The sequence below is a fragment of the Actinoplanes lobatus genome (genome assembly GCF_014205215.1).
GTDB classification, from domain to species: domain Bacteria; phylum Actinomycetota; class Actinomycetes; order Mycobacteriales; family Micromonosporaceae; genus Actinoplanes; species Actinoplanes lobatus.
On sequence record NZ_JACHNC010000001.1, the window covers coordinates 4265945 to 4291692 of the forward strand.

Annotated in this window: 19 protein-coding genes; 14 read left to right on the forward strand and 5 right to left on the reverse strand. The window is 71.8% G+C overall.

From position 1 onward, the window contains the following. Positions 1-108: 108 nt before the first annotated feature. Positions 109-4257, forward strand: coding sequence for a molybdopterin-dependent oxidoreductase (locus tag BJ964_RS19830; RefSeq protein WP_188122049.1), 4149 nt, complete (start codon positions 109-111; stop codon positions 4255-4257). Between the two features lie 17 nt (positions 4258-4274). Here the strand turns inward: BJ964_RS19830 and BJ964_RS19835 are convergent, their stop codons facing one another. Further along, complete coding sequence (locus tag BJ964_RS19835) at positions 4275-7718, reverse strand: SCO7613 C-terminal domain-containing membrane protein (protein ID WP_188122050.1); 3444 nt, start codon at positions 7716-7718, stop codon at positions 4275-4277. Positions 7719-8022: 304 nt separating this feature from the next. On the opposite strand from BJ964_RS19835, the gene BJ964_RS19840 reads away from it, so the two are divergent. Next, positions 8023-9615, forward strand: a complete 1593-nt coding sequence (locus tag BJ964_RS19840) for an amidohydrolase (protein WP_229807026.1) — start codon at positions 8023-8025, stop codon at positions 9613-9615. 135 nt (positions 9616-9750) lie between these two features. Here the strand turns inward: BJ964_RS19840 and BJ964_RS19845 are convergent, their stop codons facing one another. Beyond that, a complete protein-coding gene (locus tag BJ964_RS19845) occupies positions 9751-10269 on the reverse strand; it encodes a MarR family winged helix-turn-helix transcriptional regulator (RefSeq protein WP_188122051.1) in 519 nt (172 codons plus the stop codon). Between the two features lie 51 nt (positions 10270-10320). Here BJ964_RS19845 and BJ964_RS19850 point away from each other — a divergent pair, with 51 nt between their 5' ends. Further along, complete coding sequence (locus tag BJ964_RS19850; protein WP_188122052.1) at positions 10321-10767, forward strand: nitroreductase/quinone reductase family protein; 447 nt, start codon at positions 10321-10323, stop codon at positions 10765-10767. Between the two features lie 132 nt (positions 10768-10899). Beyond that, positions 10900-12084: a hypothetical protein gene (locus tag BJ964_RS19855; RefSeq protein WP_188122053.1), complete on the forward strand. Its 1185-nt coding sequence runs from the start codon at positions 10900-10902 to the stop codon at positions 12082-12084. A 77-nt stretch (positions 12085-12161) separates the two neighbouring features. Here BJ964_RS19855 and BJ964_RS19860 read toward each other — a convergent pair whose 3' ends face one another. Further along, complete coding sequence (locus BJ964_RS19860; protein ID WP_188122054.1) at positions 12162-12704, reverse strand: DUF6985 domain-containing protein; 543 nt, start codon at positions 12702-12704, stop codon at positions 12162-12164. 289 nt (positions 12705-12993) lie between these two features. On the opposite strand from BJ964_RS19860, the gene BJ964_RS19865 reads away from it, so the two are divergent. The 3 genes from BJ964_RS19865 (at position 12994) to BJ964_RS19875 (ending at position 15373) form a co-directional block, all read left to right on the forward strand. Beyond that, the gene (locus BJ964_RS19865) at positions 12994-13836 is read left to right on the forward strand and encodes a hypothetical protein (RefSeq protein WP_223149585.1); all 843 of its coding nucleotides are present in this window, start codon (positions 12994-12996) and stop codon (positions 13834-13836) included. A 167-nt stretch (positions 13837-14003) separates the two neighbouring features. Further along, the gene (locus tag BJ964_RS19870; protein ID WP_188122056.1) at positions 14004-14834 is read left to right on the forward strand and encodes a hypothetical protein; all 831 of its coding nucleotides are present in this window, start codon (positions 14004-14006) and stop codon (positions 14832-14834) included. A 2-nt stretch (positions 14835-14836) separates the two neighbouring features. Further along, the gene (locus BJ964_RS19875; RefSeq protein ID WP_188122057.1) at positions 14837-15373 is read left to right on the forward strand and encodes a GNAT family N-acetyltransferase; all 537 of its coding nucleotides are present in this window, start codon (positions 14837-14839) and stop codon (positions 15371-15373) included. On the opposite strand, the gene BJ964_RS19880 is transcribed toward BJ964_RS19875, so the two are convergent. Further along, positions 15346-15981 (reverse strand): SAM-dependent methyltransferase, encoded by a 636-nt coding sequence (locus BJ964_RS19880; protein ID WP_229807027.1) that lies wholly within the window; start codon positions 15979-15981, stop codon positions 15346-15348. The genes BJ964_RS19875 and BJ964_RS19880 overlap by 28 nt on opposite strands. A 185-nt stretch (positions 15982-16166) precedes the next feature. Between BJ964_RS19880 and BJ964_RS19885 the strand changes: the two genes are divergently transcribed. The 4 genes from BJ964_RS19885 (at position 16167) to BJ964_RS19900 (ending at position 19068) form a co-directional block, all read left to right on the forward strand. Next, entirely contained in the window at positions 16167-17144 is a 978-nt protein-coding gene (locus BJ964_RS19885; RefSeq protein ID WP_188122058.1) for a dioxygenase family protein, read from the forward strand. Positions 17145-17205: 61 nt separating this feature from the next. Next, complete coding sequence (locus BJ964_RS19890; RefSeq protein WP_188122059.1) at positions 17206-17643, forward strand: aromatic ring-opening dioxygenase LigA; 438 nt, start codon at positions 17206-17208, stop codon at positions 17641-17643. Between the two features lie 70 nt (positions 17644-17713). Further along, positions 17714-18061 (forward strand): PadR family transcriptional regulator, encoded by a 348-nt coding sequence (locus BJ964_RS19895; RefSeq protein ID WP_188122060.1) that lies wholly within the window; start codon positions 17714-17716, stop codon positions 18059-18061. Continuing rightward, positions 18058-19068, forward strand: a complete 1011-nt coding sequence (locus tag BJ964_RS19900; RefSeq protein ID WP_188122061.1) for a hypothetical protein — start codon at positions 18058-18060, stop codon at positions 19066-19068. The genes BJ964_RS19895 and BJ964_RS19900 overlap by 4 nt, the downstream gene beginning before the upstream one ends. 11 nt (positions 19069-19079) lie before the next feature. Here BJ964_RS19900 and BJ964_RS19905 read toward each other — a convergent pair whose 3' ends face one another. Further along, complete coding sequence (locus BJ964_RS19905) at positions 19080-19571, reverse strand: VOC family protein (protein WP_188122062.1); 492 nt, start codon at positions 19569-19571, stop codon at positions 19080-19082. A gap of 288 nt (positions 19572-19859) precedes the next feature. Here BJ964_RS19905 and BJ964_RS19910 point away from each other — a divergent pair, with 288 nt between their 5' ends. From BJ964_RS19910 to BJ964_RS19920, 3 genes are all read left to right on the forward strand, one after another. Further along, positions 19860-22670, forward strand: a complete 2811-nt coding sequence (locus tag BJ964_RS19910; RefSeq protein WP_188122063.1) for an AbfB domain-containing protein — start codon at positions 19860-19862, stop codon at positions 22668-22670. A 117-nt stretch (positions 22671-22787) separates the two neighbouring features. After that, positions 22788-22982 (forward strand): hypothetical protein, encoded by a 195-nt coding sequence (locus BJ964_RS19915; RefSeq protein WP_188122064.1) that lies wholly within the window; start codon positions 22788-22790, stop codon positions 22980-22982. 303 nt (positions 22983-23285) lie between these two features. Next, positions 23286-25739: a GH36-type glycosyl hydrolase domain-containing protein gene (locus BJ964_RS19920; protein WP_229807028.1), complete on the forward strand. Its 2454-nt coding sequence runs from the start codon at positions 23286-23288 to the stop codon at positions 25737-25739. Positions 25740-25748: the final 9 nt, after the last annotated feature.

Sequence of the window (25748 nt, forward strand, 5' to 3'; positions counted from 1 at the left end):
CCGCTTCCCGGACGACTGTGACGTGCGGGTAATGCTGGATGCGCTTTCAAGTGACCAGGTGGAAACCGGGGGTTTCTACTTTTGGGGCGAACCGAAAGGGGTGCCTCTGTGGCTGCCGATGTCACCAAGGTACGAACCGTGTGCGGGTATTGCGGCGTCGGTTGTGGGATGGTGCTCGACGTCGCGCGCCAGGATGACGGTCCGTTGCGGGTGATCAAGGCGAGCGGGGACCGGGACCACCCGGCCAACGCGGGCCGGCTGTGCACCAAGGGTTCGACCAGCGCCGACCTGCTCGCCGCGGGCGGCCGGCTGGACACCGCGCTGATCCGCGCCGACCGGGGCGCCGCGCCCGCGCCGGTGGGCGCCGGCGCCGCGATCAGCGAGACCGCCCGCCGGCTGCGCGCGATCATCGACGAGCACGGGCCGGACGCCTTCGCCATGTACGTCTCCGGCCAGATGACCCTGGAAGCCCAATACCTGGCGAACAAGCTGGTCAAGGGCTACATCGGCACCAACAACATCGAATCCAACTCGCGGCTGTGCATGGCCAGCGCGGGCACCGGCTACAAGCTGTCGCTGGGCGCGGACGGGCCGCCCGGGTCCTACGACGACCTCGACCACGCCGACGTCTTCCTGGTGATCGGGTCGAACATGGCCGACTGCCACCCGATCCTCTTCCTGCGGATGATGGAGCGGGTCAAGGCCGGCGCGAAGCTGATCGTCGTCGACCCGCGGCGCACCACCACCGCCGAGAAGGCCGGCCTCTTCCTCCAGATCCGGCCCGGCGCCGACCTCGCGCTGCTCAACGGCCTGCTGCATCTGCTGCTGGAGAACGGGCACATCGACGCCGATTTCATCGCGGCGAACACCGAGGGCTGGGCGGCGATGCCGGAGTTCCTGGCCGACTACACCCCGGACCGGGTCGCCGAGCTGACCGGCATCCCGGAGGCCGACATCCGGACCGCCGCCGAGTGGATCGGCGCGGCCGGGAACTGGGTCAGCCTCTGGACCATGGGCCTCAACCAGAGCACCCACGGCACCTGGAACACCAACGCCCTGGTCAACCTGCATCTGGCTACCGGCGCGATCTGCCGTACCGGCAGTGGCCCGTTCTCGCTCACCGGGCAGCCGAACGCGATGGGCGGCCGCGAGATGGGCTACATGGGCCCCGGGCTGCCCGGCCAGCGGTCGGTGCTGGTGCCCGCCGACCGCGAGTTCACCGAGAAGGTGTGGGGCGTGCCGGCCGGGACACTGCGTACCGAGGTCGGCCGGGGCACCGTCGACATGTTCGAGCAGATGGCGGCCGGGCGGATCAAGGCCTGCTGGATCGTCTGCACCAACCCGGTCGCCTCGGTCGGCAACCGGCGGACGGTCATCGCCGGCCTGGAGACCGCCGAGCTGGTGATCACCCAGGACGCCTTCGCCGAGACCGAGACCAACGCGTACGCCGACATCGCCCTGCCCGCCGCCATGTGGTCCGAGGCGGACGGCATCATGATCAACTCTGAGCGCAACCTCACCCTGGTCCACCCGGTCGTCCCGGCGCCCGGCGAGGCCCTGCCCGACTGGCGGATCATCGCCCTCGTCGCGGCCGAGATGGGTTACGCGAGTGCCTTCACCTACGCGAGCGCCGAGGAGATCCTCGAGGAGATCAAGACCTTCAAGAACCCACAGACCGGGTACGACCTGAGCGGGGTGACCTACGCGCGCCTCGGCGAAGGGCCGGTCCAGTGGCCGGCGGCGCCCGGTGGCCCCGCCCGTAATCCCATCCGCTACCGCACCGCCGACGGTGGCCTGCGGTTCGCCACACCCGGCGGGAAAGCGGTCTTCCACGCCCGGCCGCACGTCGACCCGGCCGAGATGCCCGACGACGACTACCCGTTCGTGCTCAACACCGGCCGCCTCCAGCACCAGTGGCACACCATGACCAAGACCGGCAAGATCGCCAAGTTGAACCGGCTCAACCCGGCGCCGTTCCTGGAGATCAACCCGGTGGACGCCGAATGGTTCGAGATCGCGGCCGGCGACCTCGTCGAGATCGCCTCCCGGCGCGGCCGGGCCGTCCTGCCCGCCGTCGTCACAGACCGGGTGCTGCCCGGCAGCTGCTTCGCCCCGATGCACTGGAACGACCTCTTCGGCGAATACGTCAGCGTCAACGCGGTCACCAGCGACGCCGTCGACCCGATCTCCTTCCAGCCGGAGCTGAAGGTGTGCGCGGTCTCCCTCACCCGAATCGCCGCCGCCCCCACCCCACCGTCCGCACCCGGCTCGTCCTCGGTGCCGGCCGGGCCGGTCGGCGGGGCGCCGTCGCCCGCTCTCGTCGGTGCCGCCGCGGTGGGCTCGGTACTGCCCGGGGCGCTCGGGCAGACGCTCGGCATCGACACGGCGCCGCCGGAGCTGACCGAGGACCAGCGGCGCTACCTCGCCGGCTTCCTGGCCGGGGCCTCCAGCCGGCCCGGACCGGCGGTGCTGCCCGCCGGTGCGCCGTTCGACCACGCCACCGCCATGTGGGTCAACGGACTGCTCGCCGGAGTGCTCGCGCCCGTACCCTCGCCGGGTCTGTATCCCGCCGCCGAGCCGGCGGCGGACCGCCTCCAGGTGCTGTGGGCCTCGCAGACCGGCAACGCCGAGGACTTCGCCCGGACCGTCGCCGGCCGCCTCGCCGGAACCGGGCGGGAGGTGACCGTCCTCGGCATGGACGGGCCCGCCGCCGACCTGCTCGACCCCGGAGCCGACCTGCTCGTCGTGACCAGCACCTTCGGCGACGGCGACGCGCCCGACAACGGGACCACCTTCTGGGACTCGCTCACCGGCGACGGCGCGCCCCGGCTGGACGGGCAACGGTACGCGGTCCTCGCCTTCGGAGACTCCAACTACGACGACTTCTGCGGCCACGGGCGGCGGCTCGACGAGCGGCTGGCCGAGCTGGGCGCGGTGCGGCTGGCGGCGCGTGCCGACTGCGAACCCGACTTCGAGGAGACCGCCGACGGCTGGCTCTCGTCGGTCCTCGCCGCCCTGACCACGGGGTCGCCGCCGGCCGTGCGGACCGCTCAGGCCACGATCGCCGTGACGGCCGCGGCCGCGACCCCCTTCCCGGTTTCGGTGTCCGGCTCGGGGGGCGTGCCGGCCGCCGGGCCGGTGGCGACCAAGGCCGCGCCGCTCACCGCCGCGCTCGTCGGCAACCGGCTGCTCAGCCTGCCCGGGTCGGCGAAGGAGGTGCGACGGTTCACCTTCGACACCGGGGGACTGCTCGACTACCAGGCCGGGGACGCGCTCGGTGTGTGGCCGGTCAACTGCCCCGAACTCGTCGAGGAATGGCTCCACGTCACCGGCCTCTCCGCCGACGCCCCCGTCGAACTGGACCGGATCGGCACGCGGCCGCTCGGCGAGGCCCTCAGCCGGCACCTGGACATCACCCGGGTCACCAACGACCTGATCCGCTTCGTCGCCGAACGCGGCGGCGCCGGCCACCTCAAGACCCTGCTGCGCCCCGACAACAAGGGCGAACTGGCGAAGTGGACCTGGGGCCGCCAGGCCGTCGACGTGCTCGCCGAACACCCGGTCGAGGCGGGCGCCCAGGAGTGGGCCGGAGTCCTCAAGAGGCTGCAACCCCGGCACTACTCGATCAGCTCGACCCCGCTCACCGATCCCGGCCGGGTCAGCCTCACCGTCTCGGTCGTCCGCTTCGACAACCATCGTGGCCGGTCCCGCAAGGGCGTCTGCTCCACCCACCTGGCCGACGCCGCCGCCGGCGCCGAGGTCCCGGTCTTCGCGCAGCGGGCGCCGCACTTCCGTCCGCCCACCGACCCGAACACCCCGATGATCATGGTGGGCCCGGGCACCGGTGTCGCCCCGTTCCTCGGCTTCCTCGAGGAGCGGCAGATCACCGGCGCCCCCGGCGGCAACTGGCTGTTCTTCGGCGAACAGCGCAGCAGCACCGACTTCTACTACGCCGCCGAACTGGAGGAGCTCCGCGCCGACGGCATCCTGAGCCGCCTCGACACGGCGTTCTCCCGCGACCAGCGGGCCAAGGTGTACGTCCAGGACCGGATGCGCGAAAAGGGCGCCCAGCTCTGGGCCTGGCTCCAGGCGGGCGCCCACTTCTACGTCTGCGGCGACGCCAGCCGGATGGCCCGCGACGTCGACCGCGCGCTCCACGACATCGCCGTTCACCACGGCCGCCTCACCGAGGAGGCCGCCACCGCCTACGTGAAGCAGCTCGCCACCGACAAGCGCTACGTCCGCGACGTCTACTGACCCACCGCCGGCCGGGGCTACGTCATGCGGGTGACGGCGTCGCGGAGGCGGGCCAGGTCGCGGCGGCGCTGTTCCATCGTGGTGGCGATGCCCACCAGGAGCAGGCCGCCGACGGCCAGCGGCACCCACCGTGGCACCAGATCCCAGACCTGGATCAGCTCGTGCAGGGCGACCAGCAGCAGGGTTCCGCCGCCGACCACCACCGGGGCCTGGAGGCGGGCCCGGGCGCCGGCCAGCAGGATCAGCAGGGCGCCGGCGCCGAGCAGCAGGCGGCGCAGGTACTGCGGATCGTCGGCGTCGCTCGCGGCCACGACGTAGAGGGACGGCAGGATGGCGGCGCCCAGAGCCGAGCCGTAGGCGGTCCAGGAGGAGAGGCCGGACCGGTAGCGGCGGGCGAACCATCCCGCGATCAGGGCCAGGACCGCCGCCGGGAGGGTGTAGATCTCGACCGTCTCGACATCCCTCGAGGACAGCAGCAGCCACCAGCCGAGCAGGGCCACCGAACCGGCCGCCAGGGCGTACCGGAACCTGGTCCGCCGGGTCTCGCCCGGCCGCAAGGCGCGGACGGTGAGGGCCAGCGCCCACAGCTTGCAGATCAGCGCGGCCCAGCCCAGGCTCTCGGTGAGCGTCAGAGCGACCACCGCCGAGGCGTGCCCGACGACGAACGGCGCGATCGCCTCGGCCGGGCGACGGGACGCCAGAACCGCCTCGAGCGCCACGATCAGGGCCGCGGCGGCCAGCACGAACAACGGTGGTCCGGCGGGCTCCAGATCGGCGGCGACCGCGATGGTGTACGCGACGACCGTCAGCGAGATCGTCCCCGCGGCCCAGCCGGTGATCCGGTCGACCGGCCGCCGGCCGGCCAGTCCGGCCACCGTCGACGCGGCGGCCACCAGCGTGAACGCCGCGATCGTGGCCCCGTGGCCCGCCGCGGACCCGGCCAGCCCGGCGGCCACGAGCACTCCGAACAGGATGGTGAGCAGGTCGCTTGCCCGGTGCCGGACCGGGGCGAACGCCACCGCCAGCATTCCGGCCAGACCGGTGACCAGGGCGGCGATCGGCACGGCCGGCCAGGCGGCTCCGGCCGCCGCGAAGATCAGCGGCACCAGCAGCGCCACCAGCGGCGCCGCCGCCCGGACGGCCACCATGAGCGGCGAGCCGCCGCCCACGGTCCGCGCCGCGCCGGAGGGGTCCTCGGACGGCGCCTCGCTGCCGGTGTCCGCCATGGCCCCGGCGAGGCGGGCCAGGAGGAGGCCGGTGAGTGCCGCCGCGAGCGTGGCCCCCGCGAGGGCCGCGACCGAGGACCAGGCGACCGGTGACTGCCGCGGTAGGACGCCGGACCAGACGCCGTCATCGAGGGCGGTCCACGGCTCCAGGACGACCACCGCGAGGTCCGGGGCGATCAGGACGAGCAGCGCCCCGGCCGGAAGCAGCGCGGCGATGGCGGCCGCACCGGAGGAACGGACCGCCGGCAGCGGCAGGAGGGCGACGACGAGCAGGAGGCCGGCGGTCGCGTACAGGGCGGAGGGATCGGCGCCGGGCAGCGACCAGAACGGGGCCGTGGCGGCGGCGAGCAGGGCGACCCCGACGGCATTCGGGCTGTAGCCGGGCAGCCGCCGTGTCACCGCGTGGGCGGTCAGGCAGAGCAGCACCGCGACGGCGAGCGACACCCGCACCCGGGCGGTGACCGGTACGTCGGCCGCGTACAGGGCCAGCCACACGGCCGGCGGGACGGCGAGCAGGCCCGCCGTGACGGACCCGGCCCCCACGTCGGCGGAGCGCGGGGTGTTGCGCACGGCGACGGCCGTGCCCAGGCCGAGGAGGGCGATCGCGCCGCACACCGCGGCTTCGGCCCCGGCCTGGCCGAGGCCGGTGAGGATCGCGTGCAGGGCCGCGAAGACGCACACGGCGACGCGGGGGACGGCGTCCTGGAGGGTTCGCGAACGGGCCGCGAGAACCAGCGCCACGGCGGCCACGGCCATCCCGGCGACGGCGGCCGCCCACCAGGTCAGACCGAACACCGGCGGCGCCAGCAGGGCGGCCCCGAACAGGGTGGTGAGGGCCAGGTCGGGGTGGGTGCGGCGGGGGAGGAGCAGGGCGTACGCCACAGCGGTCAGCACCAGCGCCACGAGCAGGTCCCGGCCCGGCCCGGTGACCGCGCGGTCCCACGGCGCGGCGAACACCGGCGTGGCCGCGGCCATGCTGCGTACCGCCCCGCTCGCGGCGCCGAGCAGGACCGTGACGGCCGCCGGACCGCCGGCGACGAGCGCGCCCACCCACGGGCCGCGGCCGGCGACGACCGGGAGCCGGGGCTTGAGCAGCGCCGCGACGCCGGCGAGGAGCAGGGTGACGACGGCCAGTTCGGTGACCGGCCAGCCGGTGCCGGGCATGGACCACGCCCAGCCGGTGGCGGCGACCCCGACGGTGATCAGCGCCAGCCCGGCGGTGATCGCCTGGGCCAGCGGGATCCGGGCCAGGACGGCCCAGCCGGCCAGTGCCAGCGTGGGCAGCACCAGCACGACCCCGGCCACGGCGACGTCGGCCGGGGCGTCCTGGACGATCAGGTGGACGAGGGCGACGCCCCCGGCGGCCACGGCGGCGAGGGCGCCGCAGACGTGGGCCAGCGAGCCGACCACGTCGGTGGCGAACCGGGACGGCCGGATCCGCAGCACGGCGATGTCGAGCACCAGGGTGCCGGTGAACGCCAGCGACCATCCGGCGAGGTCGGCCTCCGCCGCGGCGGCGAGCAGCGGGAGGACCGGCTGGGCGAGCAGCAGCGCGGCGATCCGGGGCCCGTGCAGGCGGGTCGGCCACGAGTAGCCGAGTGACACGAGGGCGCTCACGGTGAGGACCGCGGCGGCGTACCCGGTGGGTTGAAGATCGCGCACCCGGAGGAAGTCGACCGCCCAGGCCGCGTATCCGTCGAGAAGGATCATGAGCAGGCCGACGGCCGCGAGCGTCTCGGCGGCGGCCGTGAGGCCGCGCCGGACCGCGAACGGGGGCACCGCCAGGACCGCCACGGTGGCCCCGGCGAGCAGCAGGGCCCGCCCGGTGACGCCGACCTGCGCCCAGGCGACCGCCGTGAAGACGGCCGCCGCGACGACCAGTAGCAGACCGCCGAGGGTGAAGAGCACGTTCTGCACGGTGAGTGTGCTCAGACGCGGCTCGGCGGGTGCCGGCGGCGGCGTGAACGAGGGCGGCGGCGCCGTCACCACGGGAGCGCGCCGGGCGACCACCCGCGCGGCGAGCGAGGCGCGGCGGCCGCGGGCGTCCTGGATGCGCCGGTCGAGGTCGGCCACCAGGGTGCGGGCCGCGTGCAGCTCGCGCTGGAGGCCGTCGAGCTCGCCGTCTATTCGGATGACCTCGGCGGCGTCCGGGTCGGGGCCGGCGCCGCAGGCGGGGCATCCACCGTCGAGGGAGGCGGGTGCGCCGCAGTGCGGGCACGGATAGGTGGTGGTCAAGGCGCATCCCGGTTCATCTGGAGTGGGAAGGACAGCTTCGCGCATCGATGCAAATCCGTGAACGCATGACGTCACGCCGATCGGGTGGTCACCCGCTAGGCGCTTACCCTGCGCCGTCACTCTCGGATACGTTCGGTGACAACCAGCCCGCGTCCCATTCTTGCTGGCGGCGGGTGTCTTTTTCAAGATCAAAAACTCTTCGGCGTACGGGTGAGCGGCACCGAAGCCGTGCACCGGCTGAACCCTGCCCCCGTCACGCCGGTAGTAGAAGACGAGAACCGTCGCACCACCGAGGAGGCCCAGTGTGAGCGCCGCCGACCTGATCCTGATGGCCGACCGGATCCACACCATGACCGGATCCGCGGCGCCGACCGCGATCGCCGTGGCCGGCGGCGTGATCGTCGCACTCGGCGACCGTGCCGACGCGCGCGACTGGCGCGGCCCCCGCACCGAGATCCTCGACCTGGGCCCGGCCACCATCACCCCCGGCCTGGTGGACGGGCACTTCCACCCGGTCATGGGCATCGGCCTCACCCGGGGCGTGGACCTGTCCGGCGTCCGTACCCTCGACGGTTTGAAAGCGGCGCTGAAAGCCGCCGCCGTGGCGCCCGGCGGATGGATCGAGGGTTGGGGCCTCGACCCGAACGCCTTCGAGGGCACGCCGATCACGCACGCCCCGCTGGTCGAGGCCGCCGGTCCGGACCTGCCCGTGTTCCTGCTGCTCTTCGACGGGCACTCGGCGCTGGTCAGCCCGCGCGCACTGGAACTCGCCGGGATCACCGGGCCGCGGGAGTTCCCGTCCGGCGCCGGCGTGGTCTGCGGCGCCGACGGCCGGCCCACCGGCCACCTGCTCGAACTCGACGCGTTCAACCTGGTCCGCCGGATCCTGCCGGCGGACGACCCGGCCGCCCGCCGGGAACGGTTGCGCGACCTGCTCGACCGGATGGCCGCCACCGGGCTGACCGCGGCCGACGCCATGGACTTCGAAGAGGACTCCCTGGAGCTCTTCCGGACCCTGGAAGACGACGGCGACCTGCCGGTACGTTGGCGGTGCGCGCCGTTCGTGATGCCCGGCGCCGGCGCCGACGGGCTGGACGACGTGATCGCCCGGCAGCGCCTGAGCGGGCGGCGCTGGCGGGTCGAGGGCGCCAAGTTCATGATCGACGGGACCATCGACGGCGGCACCGCCTGGCTCGACGAGCCGGACACCCACGGCGAGTCCACCGCCTGCCTCTGGCCCGACCCCGCGGAGTACGCCGCGGCCGCCCGCCATCTCGCCGGCAACGGCGTCCCGATCGTCACCCACGCCATCGGCGACGCCGGAATCCGGTACGTACTGGACACCTACGCCGGCCTGCCGCGAACCCGGGCGCCACACCGGATCGAGCACCTGGAGACCATGCCGTCCGACCTGATCGGACGGTTCGCCGAACTCGACGTGACCGCCGGCATGCAGCCCACCCACTGCACCCACTACACGCGCGCCGACCACACCGACAACTGGTCCACCCGGCTCGGCAAACGCCGTGCCGACCGCGCCTTCCGGGCCCGCGATCTGCGCGACCAGGGCGCCCGCCTGACCCTCGGCTCGGACTGGCCGATCGCCCCGTTCGACCCGCGGGCCATCATCGCCGCGGCCCGGCTGCGCCGCCCGGCCGGTCACGCCGACGTCGAGCCGATCCTGCCGGAACAGGCCCTCACTGCCGAGATGGCCCTGGAGGGCTACACCACCGAGGCGGCCACGGCGGCCGGCCGGTCCGGGCGGCTGATCCCCGGGCAGCGGGCCGACCTCACGGTCTTCGGCCTGGACCCGCTCACCGCGAGCCCGGACGAGTTCGCCGACTCCCCGGTACCCCTCACCGTCGTCGACGGGACGGTCGCCCACCGATCACAGTAGACCGCTTCAGCCTCCCTCGGCCCAGCCGGTTCTTTCTCCGCGCGTTGCTCTTCCGCACGTTGCTCTTCCGCGCGTTGTTTCTCTGCGCGCTGGTCCTTCTCCCCGCGCCGGTCCCTCTGGCCGCGCCGGGCCTTGTCACCGTGCCGGGTGGGTGCGGATCCGGTCGGCCTGGTCGACCTGCATGCGGCGGCCGGCCTCCAGGAAGCCGGTGATCAGTTCGAGGTCGGCGTCCGAGTAGCCGGTCAGCAGGCGGTGCCCGGCTTCGGCGATCGGCCCGTAGATGCGCCCGACCGCCTCGGCGGTGGCCGGGGTGACCGTCACGACGGCACGGCGGCGGTCGGCCGGATCGGTGTCGCGGCGCAGGTGGCCGGCCGCCACCAGGCGCTGGATGGCCGCCGTGGTGGCGGCCGGGCTGAGGTGGGCGGCCTCGGCCAGCGTGCCGGCGGTCATCGCGCCGACGGCGCCGATCAGGCCGATGATCCGTAGGTCGGTGCGGTTCACGTGGAGCGCCGCGGCGGCCGCGTCGTCGACCTCGTCGGCGGCTGCCCCGAATGCCGCGGCCGCATCCGCGGCCGCCTGCCGTGGGCCGGAATCCTGCGGGGCGGCCGGGGGAAACGAGCCCCAGCGGCCGGTCACGGGCGATTGCTTCGACACTCGAAGGAATATACCGTGGAGAAAAAGCTTCGATCGTCGAAAGGATTTGCCATGGGCCCGACCGAGGTACTGCGGCTGCCGCGCTGGCTGCCGTTCGCCAACCGGGTGGTGCGTGCCCTCAACCGGCTCGGCCTGCGGCTCGGCACCATCCACGTGCTCACCGTCCCCGGCCGCACCACCGGCGAGCCCCGCTCCACTCCGGTCTCCCCGCTCACCGTCGGCGGCCGCCGCTACGTCGTCGCCGGCCTGCCGAACAGCGACTGGGCCCGCAACGTCCGTGCCGCCGGGCGCGGCGAGCTGGCCACCGGCCGCCGCCGGACCACGGTCACCCTGACCGAGATCGCCGACCCGGGCGAACGGCGCGCCGTGATGCGCGCGTTCCCCGTCGAGGTCCCGGGCGGTGTGCCCTTCTTCATCAAGCTCGGCCTGGTCCGCAGCGGCGACCCGGACGAGTTCGAAGCCGCCGCCGACCGGGTCGCCGTCTTCGAGATCAACTGAAACCCGGCCCGGACACTCGGTGCTGTCGAAGTCGCAGGCGGCCCGCAGCCGACCCACCTCCTGCCGAGGTCGAGATCGCCTGGCGCCAGGTCCGGGCTGTTCGGTGTTCTCGGAGTCGCCAGTGGTCTGTGATTGGCGGAAGGTGCCTGCCGGGGTCGAGATCGCCTGGTGCTAGGCCTGGGCTGTTCGGTGTCTTCGGTGTCGTGGGTGGTCTGTGGTTGGCGGAAGCCGCCTGCTGCCTTCGGGATCGTCTGGTATTCGGCCCGGGCTGTTCGGGGCCGTCGGGGCCTGCGGTCGGCGAAAGCGGCCCGCCGACGTGAGGGGTGGAGGAAAATTCATGTAATGGGGGTATTGAAGAGTTTCTCAACCATTGTTGCGCTTTCCGTGGGTCTCGGCCTGTCGGTCGCCACCGTTCCGGCCACCCCGGCCGTGGCGGGGCCTACCGTCGAGCCGGGCTCGGATCTTGAGGAATTGCTGCTCACCGAGGAGGACCTGCCGTGGGGTTACACGGGCCAGGAACTGCCGGACGCCGCCGAGCTGTTCCATGACGTGATCGCCGGATACGACGTGGACCGGGATGTCTGCGCCGTGCCGGGCGTCGCGTCGATGGCGGACATGCCGGACCATCGGCCGTACGCCGAACCGGCGGACCTGCGTGAACCGATGAAGGCGCACGAACCGGCGGACCTGCGTGAACCGGTGAAGGCGCACGAACCGGCGGACCTGCGTGAACCGATGAAGGCGCACGAACCGGTGGACTTGCGTGAACCGGTGAAGGCGCACGAACCGGCGAACATGCACGAACCGGCGAACATGCATGAACCGGTGGACATGCATGAACCGGCGAACATGCATGAACCGGCTGAGGGGGAGCAGGGCGAGAGCGCCGCCGCTGTCTTCGTCAACGAGAGGAAGGGGCTGTTCGCCCTGGAGCTGCTGGCCGACACCGGTCAGGAGATCGCCGTCGACATGGTCAGCGACACGATGGACGTGCTCGAGGAGTGCCCGACGATCGAGCAGGAGGGCATCGACCTGACCATGTCGCCGCTGAGGTGGAAGCCCCGCCTCGGTGACGAGTCGGTCGGCCTCTCCATGGTTCTCCGGGTCACCGATGGCGACGTCGAGATGGCCCTGTACGGCAAGCTGGTCGTCGTCGCGCAGGACGACCTGTCGGTGACGGTGGGTCTGGTCGGTCTGCAGGAACCGCGCGAGCGGGACCTCAAGAGGATCGCGAGGGCGGCCGTGCAGAAGATCGAGGACGTGGAGCCGGCCGGTCCCTACCTCATGGACCGCACCGAGCCGGGGCGAAACCCCTGAGAGCGGGATCTGAATCGGAACTGTTCGTCTGACTCGATCAGTGGTGGGTACCCTCGTGCCGCGCGGCACGGGGGTGCTCACCCTTCTGTCCTGGAGGGGCGGCGGCGGTAGATCACATCCTCGGTCAGTTCGTCGAAGGTGCCCAGGTTGCGGAGGGTGCCGGTGGACGGGCCGACCAGGGTGATCGCGGCGCCGTCGCGGAAGACCAGGTCCAGGCCGTGTTCCTCCTCCCAGTCGCAGTCGCAGGCCACCCGCACGTAGACCCGGCGGTCGTCGTGCGAATCACGGACGACCAGGGGTTCGGTCCCGAGTGTCACGTAGTCGAGGACCTGGCCGGGGCCGGGGATGTCGGCATACAGCTCGTCCTCCTCGCCGCAGGCGAGGACCTCCTCGATGATGTCGCGGTAGTACTCGAAGATCGCGGGGGCGGCCGCGGTCAGCACGGTCCGGTCGAGGGCCAGGAACGCGCCGATCGCGGCGTGGAAATCGGGGCCGCCGTCGTAGCCCTCGACCGCGATCCGGCACAGCGCGCCACCCAGCACCGGCACCGGCACGGGGGCACTGCGAAACGAGCCCAGGTGCTCGTGGTGCTCGACCGGGCCCAGTCCGGGGATCTCCATCGCGACCACCATAGCGCGCGAGAATGATTACCCACCATGGATCACTCTGCGTAGTCATTGGGCGGGAGGATCCGTTGTGAACGGAGCGTGAGCATCGATCGGAGACCGGTTAGCGCCTCGTCGAGAAAATTTTCCAGGCGTGGCACACATGGTCGCTGAGCTGCGATGAAGTCGGGGCTTTTGCGGTCCTGCGGGAGGGGTCCGCGAAGTTTGCGTTGAACCGTCCGGCCGCCGGATCCCGTATGGCCCCCCAACCGATGACATCGACATCCAACGACGAGGAGTGATTATGAGGGCGCGCTCGTACCGACGGAACCCGGGCAGTCGGCGGAAGACGATCGGCGCGGTGGTGGTCGCGGGAGTGTTGGTGGTCAGCGGGGTGACCGGTATGCAACTGGCGTCGGCCGGCACCGAGAAGAAGGCCGCCGATCTGGTGAGTGTCGACGGTCAGCAGTTCGACATCTCGCAATGTGCCGAGCTTCAGGTCAACGCGGGCAGCGTGATCTGTGACGGCGAGCCGCTGGCCCCGGTGGAGGCGCAGGCCCCCGAGGAGGCGGCCGCCGATTCGGCCGTCGCGCTCGAGGCGGCGTGCGACACGTTCGCCGCCGATGTGGCCGCGGCCGCCGGTGAGGCCGGTGCCGAGGAGGCGGCGGAGGCTGCCGAGGACCCGGCCGCCGCGAAGGCCGAGAACCGCGCCCTCGCCAAGAAGTACCTCAAGGTCCTCAAGGCCGCTGGAAAGGCCGGCAAGGGCGGAAAGGCGGGGAAGGGCGCAGCCGAGGAGGGTGCCGCTCAGGAGGGTGCCGCTCAGGAGGGCGCCGCTGAGGAGGGCGCCGCTGAGGAGGGTGCTGCCGGTGAGCAGGCCGGTGCTCAGGATGCCGCCGCGGTCGCCGTGGCCTCCGCTCAGCAGGCCCTGCTCCAGTCCTGCCTGGCGCTCGCCGACGCCAAGGCGGTAGCCGCCGCGGGCGCCGGCGCTGCCGATGAGGGCGCCGCGGATGAGGGCGCCGCCGCTGAGGAGGGCGCCGCCGGCGAGGGTGCCGCTGAGGAGGGCGCTGCCGGCGAGGGCGCTGCGGATGAGGGTGCCGCCGATCAGGGTGCCGCCGGCGAGGAGGCCACCACGACCCGGGGCCGCTGACCCCCCGAGAGCCGTGACGGTGGCCCGGGCGAAATGGGCGGAGCCCGGGCCACCGTCACGCGGCTCGCGGCGGGACTCGGCAGATCCGTACGAGCACATCGATTTTTGCCGTAACCGCGACGGACTCCCCTCGTTGGACCGATATGGGGCGTCGAATCGTCGCGGCCTTGGTCTGGGCCGTGGTCCTGGCCGGAACGGTGTCGCCCGCGGTGGGCGCCGAGGCTGCCGACCCCACCGGCGTTGCGGCCCGGCTCGACCGGCTGACGCTGGAGATCTCCGGGAACGTGGTGGAGCGCCGGGCGCACCTGCTGGTCAACTATCACCGGGTGGAGGGTGGCATCGAGGCCTGCATGCGGGCTCTCGGAAAGTCCTACCAGCGCCACCCTTATGTGGATTTCTACCGTGATTTCACCGATGCCGATCTGGGCTTCGGCACCGGCTACGGCACGGTCTTCGACTCGCCGACCGACCGTGGCCGGATCCAGGTGCTGAACGAGCAGGCTGCCACCCGGGTGTGGGAGTCCGGCCTCTACGACTACGCCACCCCGCCGGCGCCCGGCCTGGACGGTTGCCGGGAGCGGTTCGGCAACCGCGATTACCAGGACCCCGACCCGCCGCATCCGGCCGTCGACCGGCTGAGCGGCTTTCCCGAGCTGGTGGCGATCGTGAGCCGGGATCCGGGCGTGCGCGACGGCATGCGGCACTATCCGAAATGCATGAAGCAGAGGTACGGGTACGACGTGCCCGGCGAGCGCACCGATCTCCTCTTCGCGCCCCGCCTGGATCCACCCCCGAATCCTGGCTGGGATCAGGCGGTCGCCGAGATCGCCGCGGTGCACGCCGCCGATGCCGACTGCCGGCGCCCGGCCTACGGCATCGCTGTCCGGATCGTCGGCGAGCACCTGGACCACTGGGAGAAGCGGCATCGGTCCGAACTGGACGCGATCCGTGCCGCGTGGCGTCAACGGGTGAGCGAGGCCGCGCGGTATCACAACTGACCATGGCGATCCGGCAGGCGACCCCCGGCGACGCCGCCGCGCTGGCGGTGGTGCACGTGCGCACCTGGCAGGCCACGTACGCGGGTCACGTCCCCGGCGACTACCTGGACTCCCTGGATCCGGCCGAGCGGGAGCCCGCGTGGCGCAGCCGGCTGGCCGGGATCAGCCCGCCGGCGGCGGTGCTGGTGTGGGACGACGACGGCGGTGTGCCGGTGGGGTTCGCCGCGCTCCGGGAGAGCCGGGACGGCGAAGCGGGCGTCGGCGAGATCGCCGCGATCTACCTGCTGCCGGAACACTGGGGACGCGGGGCGGGCCGGGCGCTGATGGCCGCCGCGCTGCGACACCTCGCGGGCGCCGGTTTCGGTGAGGCGACGCTGTGGGTGCTGGGTTCCAATGTGCGGGCGCGGCGGTTCTACGAGGCGGCCGGGTGGCGGCCGGACGGCGCCGGGAAGGTCGACGACTCGTACGGTTTTCCGCTGGCCGAGGTGCGTTACCGCCGCGGCCTGGACGATCAGGGTTTGCGGCCGACCGCCCCGTAGACGGCGACCTGGTCGGGTGCGGGCCGCTGGTGTGCCGGGACCTCGGGGAGCCATTCGGAGACCGGCACGATGCCCGGTCCGATCAGGCCCAGTCCGGTGAAGAACTCGGCGAACTCGGCCCGGCTGCGCGGCCTGCCGCCGGCCGGCATCGTGTCCGGCGTGCCGTGGTCGAGGGTGATGTTGGTGGCGGCCAGGTAGCTGCCGGACGGGAGCGCGGCGAGCAGTTCGCGGACGATCTCCCGGGCCCGCGCGTGGTCGGGCAGGAGATCCAGTACGGCGATGAGGATCAGCCCGACCGGCCGGTTCAGGTCGAGGGTCTCCTTGAGCAGCGGGTGGTCGAGGATGGCACCCGGGTTGCGCAGGTCCTCCTCGATGAAGGTCGCGGCGCCGGCCGGCAGCGCGCGGGCGTGTACACCGATCTTCGGGTCGTTGTCGACGTAGACGACCCGGGCGTGCGGCACCCGGCGCTGTGCGATCTCGTGGGTGTTGCCGCCGCTGGGCAGGCCGGCGCCGATGTCGAGGAACTGGCCGACCCGCGCCTCTTCGGCCAGGAACCGCACCGCACGCTGGAGGAACGCCCGGCTCTCGCGGGACGGTGGCTCGGTCACCGGATGTCCTCCGTTCCGTATCGAAGTGGGGCGATCGCGCCGACCCTATCGCAGAGATCCAACCGGGAACCTGTTAACACGACGGCAATGTTCATGCCGGGCTGACAGTGGGCCACAGGGCATTCAAAGACTCCGGTGTTTGCATGGGCGGGCAAACCCCCACCGAGCGGCATATCGGAGGACAGATGACGACCTATCAAGGGCGCCCCCTACCCCATCCCGAGGAGGAGGTGTTCGACCAGGGCCTCGGCTTCGACATGGGCACCCTGATGGGCCGGCGGAAGCTTTTGCGGGCCTTCGGCGTCGGCGCGCTCACTCTCGGCGTGGCCGCCTGCACCTCCACGACCTCCTCGTCGCCGCAGTCCACGTCCGCCGCGACCACCGCCAACTCGTCGGAGATCCCGGACGAGACGGCGGGACCCTATCCGGGTGACGGCTCGAACGGGCCGGACGTGCTGGAGCAGAGCGGCATCGTCCGCAGCGACATCCGGTCCAGCTTCGGCGACGCGAAGGGTACGGCCGAGGGCGTGCCGATGACGCTGGAGCTGACCATCCAGGATCTCGCCAACGGCGGGGCGGCCTTCGCCGGGGTGGCGGTCTACGTCTGGCACTGCGACCGGGCCGGCCTCTACTCGATGTACTCCGAAGGGGCCACCGAGGAGAACTACCTGCGGGGCGTGCAGATCGCCGACGACTCCGGGAAGGTGACGTTCACCAGCATCTTCCCGGCCTGCTACACCGGACGGTGGCCGCACATCCACTTCGAGGTCTACCCGGGCCAGGCCGACATCACCGACAGCACCAAGGCCATCGCGACGTCCCAGGTCGCCATTCCGAAGGAGTACTGCGACACGGTCTACAAGGAGAAGGGGTACGAGGCCTCGGTCACCAACCTGGCCCAGCTCACCCTGGAGACCGACAACGTCTTCGGTGACGACGCCGGCGCGGAGCAGTTGGGGACCGTCACCGGTGACGTGGGCAGCGGGTACACCGTGGCGCTGACGGTCGGGGTGGACACCACCACGACTCCGGCCGGTGGAGGGGCGCCTCCCGGTGGCGGTGCGCCTCCCGGTGGCGGTGCGCCGGGCGGTGCTCCGCCGAGTGGTGCGCCGGGCGGCGGTGGCCCGGGTGGTGCTCCGCCGTCGGGTCCGCCGCCCGCCTGATCGATCCGTCTCATCCCTCCGGGGTGACGACCGATTTCGATGCCCTCGGCAGGGTGGGCCCATGGCACGCTCAGGGCGCCCCGGAGGCGCGGTTCCCCTCATCGGTCTTCTGGTGGCCATCGCCGGCGTTGTGCTCCTCATCGCCGGCGTGGTCACGTACGCGGTGGTCAGCTCCACCCTTTCGGACCAGCACATCACGGTGTCCGAGGACGCCGACAACTTTGCCGGACAGCACGTCGACCAGCCATGGGAGGCGTACGCGGAGGCCAGTGTCATCGCCGAGCACGCCTCCGAGATGGCGGACGGAAAGACCTACGCCGAGCTGCCCCGTGACGATCCCCGGCGCGAGTCGGTGATGACCGCCTCCTTCCTCCAGGCCTCGCTCTTCACCTCGGTGGTGGCGTTCGGGGTGGCGGCGCTCGCGGCCGGTCTCGGCATCCTGTTCGTCCTGATCGGCATCTCCCTGCGCCGGGTCGCCCGGGCGCCGGCGGCACCGTGACCGGCCTCTCCTCGCCGGGGTCGCGACTAGTTGGATTCTCGACTAGTCTGGATCGCGACGAGGAGGGGCCATGGGTGTCGATCCGGAGCCGGAGGCCGGCTGGGTGCGGGCCGTTCTCGAGATGGCGGTGCTCGCCGCGCTGACCGAGGGCGACCAGCACGGCTATGCCCTGGCGCAACGCCTCGCCGGGCAGGGGCTGGGAAAGGTGCGCGGTGGCGTGCTCTATCCGGTGCTCAACCGGATGGAGATCGACGCCGTCGTCGAGTCCAGCTGGCATGCGGGGCAGGGCGGTCCGGGGCGGAAGGTCTACGCCATCACCGCGTCCGGGCGGCATCGGCTGTCCGGGCAGCGGGTGGCGTGGGGCCGGTTCGCCGACAGCCTGACCCGCTATCTGGAGCAGACGGCGGAGGCGACATGACCACGTTCGACGACTGGGAGACCTCGGCCCGGTGGGAGATGGGGGAGCGTGGGATCGGCTATCACGAGGCCACCCCGCTGATCGAGGAGGCGCGGGAGCACCACGCCGCGAGCGGGCAGGACCCCTGGGCGGCGCTCGGGCCGCCGGCCGAGTTCGCGGCGGACGTCGCGGCCGCCCGCCCGGCCGATCAGGCCCGGCGCGACACGCATGGCAGGGAGCCACGGGACTACCTCGGTGACGCGGTCTTCGGGCTCGGTGTCATCGGCGTCCAGATCGCCGTGGTGGGCGCCATCGTGGCCGGCGGACTGACCATCCCGGTGACCGTGGCCGGCCTGACCGGGGTGGTGACGGCGAGCGCCGCCGCGCTGGTCGGCTGGGCGGGGCCGGGCGCGCTGCGGGCCGCCGGGCATCCACGGCTCGCGCCGTGGGCGTTCGTGGTCAGCGCGATTCTGATCATGCTGGCCGGGTTCGCCTTCGTCACGCTGCCGAAGGAGCGGATCGGCGAGGTGCCGGCGCTCCTGCTGCTGGCCGCGTCGGTGGCGGTGTGCTGGCTGACCACCCGGCCCGGCCGCCCGCGGGCGCCGCGGCGTGGTGACGCGGTGGACGGTCCGGAGGACGCCGAGGCGTGGTTCACCCGGCTGCGCGCCCTGCTGGTGGGCCGGTTCGACATCGCACCGGCACGGGCCGGGGAGTTGGTGGCGCAGGCCCGTGCCCACGTGGCGGCCACCGGGTCACGGCCCTGTGACGAGTTCCCGTCCCTGGCGGGCTATGCGCACGATCTCGCCCAGAGCGAGCCGGATCGGCCGGGCCCCTGGTGGCGTGGTGACACGGCCCGCCTGCTGGTGACCGCCGGCGTCGGCATCGTCTTCGCGGTCCAGACCGTGGAGGCCGCGGTGAACGGGGTCTGGTGGGTGACGGTCTGCGGCGTTCTCGCCCTGATCGCGATCGGTTTCGAGCTGCGTGACCGGCTCCGGGCGAAGCCACTCCGGGCGGCGCGACCACGCTGACCCCGGCGGCGTCAGAGGACCTTCGTGCCGTACATCTCGCCCAGCGGGTCGGCGATCAGCTCGATGCGGGCGCCGTCCGGGTCGCGGAAGTAGACCGAGACGCCGCTGTGCACCGTGTGCTCGACACCCGCGTCGGCCAGCCGCTGGACCAGTTCGTCCCAGCGTTCCGGGGCCACCGAGATGGCCATGTGGTGCAGACCGCCCAGCACTTCGGCGTAGGGGCCCAGGTCCAGGCCGGGCAGGTCGAAGAAGGCCAGCAGGTTGCCGTTGCCGATGTCGAAGAAGAAGTGTGACGAGCCGGGGTAGTCCCGGTTCTCGATCAGCTCGGTCAGCGGGAAACCGAGCAGATCCTGGTAGAAGCGGACGGTCTGCTCCACGTCGGCGCTGATCAGGGCGGTGTGGTGCAGGCCGCGGGCGGTGGAGGGTGGCCGCTCTGCGGCGGGCCGCAGATGCTCGTCGCGGATGCGGTGACGGGCGGCTTCGAGGGCGGCGAGGTCGGTCATCCCTGGATCTTGCGCTGCTCAGGGCCCTGGCGCCGACCGGATGGCCGACATTGGGCAGTCTTCGCGAAATTACGGTCGCGGCGGTTCCGGAAACGGTTCGGACTCTTGACAGATAATCAACGACGATGGATGAATGTGTTCGACCCTGTTCGTCTTTGCGGGGTTCCGGGTGTCCTCCCGGTTCGCTTACGTTCGGCCCGTCCCCATCCGTCTCCAGCGCCGCGGACCGGCCCGCGACCCGACGGTCGTGCGCCGGGCCTTCGGCGTGCCCGTTCCCGAGGAAGTCCGATGCGCCGATCCGTCGTACGGCCGCTCGTGGCCCGTGCCCTCGCCGCCCTGACCGTGGGCGCGAGCGTGCTCGTGGCCACCGCCGCGCCCGCCGCGGCCGTCGTCCCCAAGACACCGCCGCTCAGCACGCCGTGGACCAGCCAGGTGTCCACCACCAACCCGCTGCCGGAGTACCCGCGACCCCAGATGACCCGCCCCGACTGGCAGTCGCTGAACGGGGAGTGGCAGTTCCTCAACCCGGCGACCGACAGCGCCGGCAACGTCAACCGCAACGCCGCGCCGCCGATCGGGCAGACCCTGCCGGAGCGGATCCTGGTGCCGTACCCGGTGGAGTCCGCCCTCTCCGGGATCATGCGCAACGACAACCGTGACCTGATGTTCTACCGGCGCACCTTCACCGTCCCCGCCGGGTGGGCCGGCCGCCGCGTCCAGCTGCACTTCGGCGCGGTCGACTACGAGGCCACCGTCTGGGTCAACGGCACCCAGGTGGCCACCCACAAGGGCGGCTACGACCGGTTCGAGGTGGACGTCACGCCGCAGCTCAACGGCGGCGCCAACGAGATCGTCGTGCGCGTCTACGACCCCACCGACGGCCGCGGCGAGAAGCAGCCGATCGGCAAGCAGACCAACAACCCGAGCGGCATCTTCTACACGCCCGTCTCCGGCATCTGGCAGACCGTCTGGCTGGAGCCGACCCCGGTCTCGTCGATCTACTCGGTCGACATCTATCCCAACATCACCGACAACACCGTCCGGGTACGGGTGTTCACGCGCGGAAACGTGTCAGGGCACAGCGTGTTCGCCGAATCGATGGCCGGAACCACCGTGGTCGGCACCGCGACCGGCGCCTTCACCGACTTCACCGTCCCGGTGCCGAACGCCCGCCGCTGGTCGCCCGACGACCCGTACCTCTACAACCTGCGGGTGTCCCTCCGGACCGGCGCGGGCGCCACGGTCGACCAGGTGACCAGCTACTTCGGCATGCGCGAGATCGGCACCAAGCTGGTCGACGGCGTGCTGCGGCCCACCCTCAACGGCGAGTTCGTCTTCCAGGCCGGCACCCTCGACCAGGGCTACTGGCCGGACGGCCTCTACACCGCGCCCACCGACGCGGCCCTCCAGTCCGACCTCCAGAAGCACAAGGACCTGGGCTTCAACATGGTCCGCAAGCACATCAAGGTGGAACCGGCCCGCTGGTACTACCACGCCGACCGCCTCGGCCTGCTTGTCTGGCAGGACATCCCGTCCACGCCGCCGTTCGACGCCAACCGGACGGCCGCGCAGATCGCCGAGTTCGAGACCGAGGCCCGGGAGATCATCGACGAGCACCGGTTCTCGCCGGCCGTGGTCACCTATGTGCCGTTCAACGAGGGGTGGGGTGAGTGGAATCTCGCCGACACCCAGCGGGTCACCCGTGACCTGGAGGCCTACGACCCGACCCGCCTCATGAACCCGCACAGCGGCTACAACTGCTGCGCCTCCAAGGGCGACCCCGGCACCGGCGACATCATCGACTGGCACATCTACACCGGACCGGACGCGCCCCGGCCCAGCGCCACCCGGGTGTCGATCCTCGGCGAGTTCGGCGGGCTCGGGCTGCGCACACCGGGGCACGAGTACAGCCCCGACGGACAGTTCTTCGCGTACGAGCAGATGTCCAGCGCGGCGCAGCTCAACGACCGGTTCACCGGCATGATCCGGGACTCGCAGCGGCTGATGACGAGCAAGGGGCTGTCCGGGTTCGTCTACACCGAGATCACCGACGTGGAGGGGGAGTACAACGGGCTGCTCACCTACGACCGGCAGATCCAGAAGGTGGACACCGCCCAGGTGCGGGCGGCGCTGACCGAGCTGATCCGGGCGTCCCGCAACCAGAACGCGGCGGTCCCGCTCACCCTCGGGCACGTGCGGTCGTTCCAGGTCACCACGGCCGGGCACACCGACCGGTACCTGCGGCACTCGGACTCGTTCGCGCGTACCGACGTGATCAGTGGGGACTCCGCCCGGCAGGACGCGTCGTTCCGGACCGTCGCGGGGCTCGCCGATCCGCGCTGCCACTCGTTCGAGTCGGTCAACTTCCCGGGCCGCTACCTGCGGCACGCGTCCGGGCGGGTGCGGATCGACGCGAACACCGGTGGAAGCTTCGCCGCCGACGCCACCTGGTGCGGCCGTCCCGGACTGGCCGCCGGCGGCACGTCGTTCGAGTCGTTCAACTACCCCGGGTCGTACCTGCGGCACCAGTCGGACCTCGTCCACCTGGCCGCCAACGACGGGTCGGCGCTGTTCGCGGCCGACGCCACCTGGAACGTCACCAACCCGGCCCTGTGGCGCAGTTCGGTGCTCCTGCCCTACGACGTACGGCGCTCGCTCCAGGTCACCACGTGGGGCTTCACCGACCGTTACCTGCGGCACGCCGACAGCCTCGGCTGGACCGAACCGGTGACCGCCGGCAGCTCCACCCTGCTCAAGGCGGACGCCACGTTCACGCTGCGCCACGGGCTGGCCGACCCGTCCTGCTACACCTTCGAGTCGGTCAACTTCCCCGGCCAGTACCTGCGCCACGCCTCCAGCCGGATCCGCCTGGCCGCCAACGACGGGTCGGCGCTCTTCGCCGGCGACGCCACCTTCTGCGCCCGGCCCGGCCTCGGTGGCACGGGCGTCACCTTCGAGTCGATCAACTTCCCGGGCAGCTTCCTGCGCCACTTCGACGCCCAGGTCTCCATCGCCTCCGGCGCCGGAACCGGCTTCGACCGCCCGATGACCCTGTCCGCCGACAGTTCCTGGACCGTAGCCAACCCCTGGACCCCGTAACCGATTCCGCCCTCTCACGGCCAGCCGCCCTCCCGGCTGGCCGTGAGTGCTTTCCGTGCATCGGGGGATTCGGCGGATCGGCGGGTGGGGTGGTGGCCGCGCGCATAGGGTCCGGGCATGGACGTGCGGGGAGCGAGAGCCCACGTCGCCCGGATGGTGGGCAACACCTCGGTGTTCGTGGGCCTGCTGATCGCTCTGCTGGAGGCGTGGGTCGGCATCGGGCCGTCGATCGGGCCGTGGGTGTTCGCGGGGCTGTTCGTGATCATCGGGGTCGGGCTGCGGCTCGAAGCGGCGATCCTCGACCATCACTGATCACGGGCCGAGGGTGAGTTCCGCTCACGCCGCAGCGGGCCCCGCGGCCGGGCAGCCGCGATCAGGTGGCGGACAGCCGCGGGAGGTGTGGCCGCGGTCGGGGTGCTCACGTCCGTACCGGAAAGCAGGGGTCTCGGAAGTCGCGTTTGCGCGGGTCATCGGGGCGGGGGAATCCGGAACCGCAAGAGTCTTTTCGGGCTGGTCCCAGGAGCGTGTCCGAGCGGTAAAATGGACGCTCGTGGGAGCGCTCCCAAAGCGCTTCCACGCCGACCGGCGGAGGGCCGGGCGGGACCGACGGCGACGGTGGAGGACCTGTTGCGCTACGGGTATTTCGACGATGAGCAGCGTGAGTACGTCATCGACAGGCCGGATACGCCGTTGCCGTGGATCAATTACCTCGGCACGGACGCGTATTTCGGCATCGTGTCCAACACGGCGGGTGGCTACTCCTTCTACCGTGACGCCAAACTGCGGCGGCTGACCCGCTACCGCTACAACAACGCGCCCCTCGACGTGGGCGGACGGTACGTGTACGTGCGCGACGACGCGACCGGCGACTACTGGTCGCCCTCCTGGCAGCCGACGCCGGAGCGTGAGCTGGACGGCTACGAGTGCCGGCACGGGCTGTCCTACACGAAGATCGGCTCGGCGCGGAACGGCATCCGTGCCGAGACGCTGTACTTCGCGCCGCTGGGGGAGACCCTCGAGGTCTGGCGGGTGCGGGTCACCAACGAGCGGACCGAGGCCGCCGAGGTGTCGCTCTTCTCGGCGATCGAGTTCTGCCTCTGGGACGCCCAGGACGACAGCACCAACTTCCAGCGCAACTACTCGATCGGCCAGGTCGAGGTGGTCGACGGGGTGATCTACCACAAGACGGAGTACCGCGAACGCCGCGACCACTTCGCCTATTTCGCCTGTTCGGAGCCGCTCGCCGGGTTCGACACGCAGCGTGAGTCGTTCCTCGGCGCGTACCGCGGCTGGGACCGCCCGGCCGTCGTCGAGGCCGGCGCGGCGAAGGACTCGATCGCGCACGGCTGGCAGCCGGTGGGCAGCCACCACGTGAAGCTGGCGCTCGAGCCGGGCGAGACCCGCGAGGTGATCTTCGTGCTCGGCTACGCCGAGAACCCGAAGGACGACAAGTTCGACCCGCCGGGCTCCCAGACGGTCAACAAGACCCGCGTCCGGCCGGTCATCGAGCGCTGGTTGCGCTCCGAGACCGTCGAGAAGGGGTACGCGGACCTGCGCGCCTACTGGGACGGGCTGCTCGGCGGCCTGCGCGTGACCACTCCGGACGGCGACACCGACCGCATGGTCAACATCTGGAACGCCTACCAGTGCCTGGTCACGTTCAACATGAGCCGCTCGGCGTCGGGTTACGAGTCGGGGATCGGCCGGGGCATGGGCTTCCGGGACTCCAACCAGGACCTGCTCGGGTTCGTGCACATCCTGCCGGAGCGGGCCCGGGAGCGGATCCTGGACATCGCCGCCACCCAGAAGGCGGACGGCGGCGCCTACCACCAGTACCAACCGCTGACCAAGCGCGGGAACAACGACATCGGCGACGGCTTCAACGACGACCCGCTGTGGCTGATCCTGGGCGTGGCGGCGTACCTGAAGGAGACCGGCGACCTGGCGTTCCTCGACGAGCCGGTGCCGTTCGACAACGAGCCCGGCAGCGAGGCCCCGCTCTACGAGCACCTGCGGCGGTCGCTGCGCTACACCCTGGACCGGCTCGGCCCGCACGGCCTGCCGCTGATCGGCCGCGCCGACTGGAACGACTGCCTCAACCTGAACTGCTTCTCGGACACCCCGGGCGAGCCGTTCCAGACGACCGAGAACGCGTCCGGCGGGGTCGCCGAGTCGGTGTTCATCGGCGGGCTGTTCGTGCTGGCGGCCAAGGAACTGGCCGGGATCGCGGCGCTGCGCGGGCAGGACGGCGAGGAGGTCGTCTACCGGGCGGCGGCCGAGAAGATGGCCGGCACGGTCACCGAGCACGGGTGGGACGGGGCCTGGTTCCGGCGGGCGTACGACTTCTACGGCAACGTGATCGGCTCCGGCGAGAACGACGAGGGGCAGATCTTCATCGAGCCGCAGGGCATGTGTGTGCTCGGCGGGGTCGGCCTGGAGGACGGGCTGGCGGCGCGGGCTCTGGACAGTGTGGCCGAGCGGCTGGCCACCCCGCACGGCATCGTGCTCCAGCAGCCGGCCTACTCGGGGTACCGGATCGAGCTGGGGGAGATCTCCTCGTACCCGCCGGGCTACAAGGAGAACGCCGGCATCTTCTGCCACACCAACCCGTGGATCATGATCGCCGAGACGATGGTCGGCAACGGGGACCGGGCGTTCGACTACTACAAGCGGCTCAACCCGTCAGCGCGGGAGGCGATCAGCGAGGTGCACCGCTGTGAGCCGTACATCTACGCCCAGATGATCGCCGGTAGGGACGCGCCGACCCACGGCGAGGCCAAGAACTCCTGGCTGACCGGCACCGCGGCGTGGAACTTCGTGGCCATCACCCAGTGGATCCTGGGTATCCGGCCGGACTTCGGCGGCCTGCGGATCGACCCGGTGCTGCCCGGTGGATGGCAGGCTTTCGAAGCGGTTCGATCGTTCCGCGGCGTCACCTACGAGATCAGCGTGCGGGGGACCGGCCGGGTCACCCACCTGCTGGTCGACGGCGAGCGGGTCGAGGGCAACCTGATCCCGCCGGCCGCGCCGGGCGCCGTGGTCCGGGTCGAGGCGGTCGCCACCGCATGAGTGGTGGGG

Bases quoted from the DNA above. Each gene is read 5' to 3' on its own strand.
- BJ964_RS19915 (WP_188122064.1), top strand. From the start codon at position 22,788: ATGGACGTGCGGGGAGCGAGAGCCCACGTCGCCCGGATGGTGGGCAAC.
- BJ964_RS19905 (WP_188122062.1), bottom strand. From the start codon at position 19,571: ATGACCGACCTCGCCGCCCTCGAAGCCGCCCGTCACCGCATCCGCGAC.
- BJ964_RS19850 (WP_188122052.1), top strand. From the start codon at position 10,321: ATGGGCCCGACCGAGGTACTGCGGCTGCCGCGCTGGCTGCCGTTCGCC.
- BJ964_RS19860 (WP_188122054.1), bottom strand. From the start codon at position 12,704: ATGGAGATCCCCGGACTGGGCCCGGTCGAGCACCACGAGCACCTGGGC.
- BJ964_RS19910 (WP_188122063.1), top strand. From the start codon at position 19,860: ATGCGCCGATCCGTCGTACGGCCGCTCGTGGCCCGTGCCCTCGCCGCC.
- BJ964_RS19885 (WP_188122058.1), top strand. From the start codon at position 16,167: ATGACGACCTATCAAGGGCGCCCCCTACCCCATCCCGAGGAGGAGGTG.
- BJ964_RS19865 (WP_223149585.1), top strand. From the start codon at position 12,994: ATGAGGGCGCGCTCGTACCGACGGAACCCGGGCAGTCGGCGGAAGACG.
- BJ964_RS19900 (WP_188122061.1), top strand. From the start codon at position 18,058: ATGACCACGTTCGACGACTGGGAGACCTCGGCCCGGTGGGAGATGGGG.
- BJ964_RS19890 (WP_188122059.1), top strand. From the start codon at position 17,206: ATGGCACGCTCAGGGCGCCCCGGAGGCGCGGTTCCCCTCATCGGTCTT.
- BJ964_RS19875 (WP_188122057.1), top strand. From the start codon at position 14,837: ATGGCGATCCGGCAGGCGACCCCCGGCGACGCCGCCGCGCTGGCGGTG.
- BJ964_RS19895 (WP_188122060.1), top strand. From the start codon at position 17,714: ATGGGTGTCGATCCGGAGCCGGAGGCCGGCTGGGTGCGGGCCGTTCTC.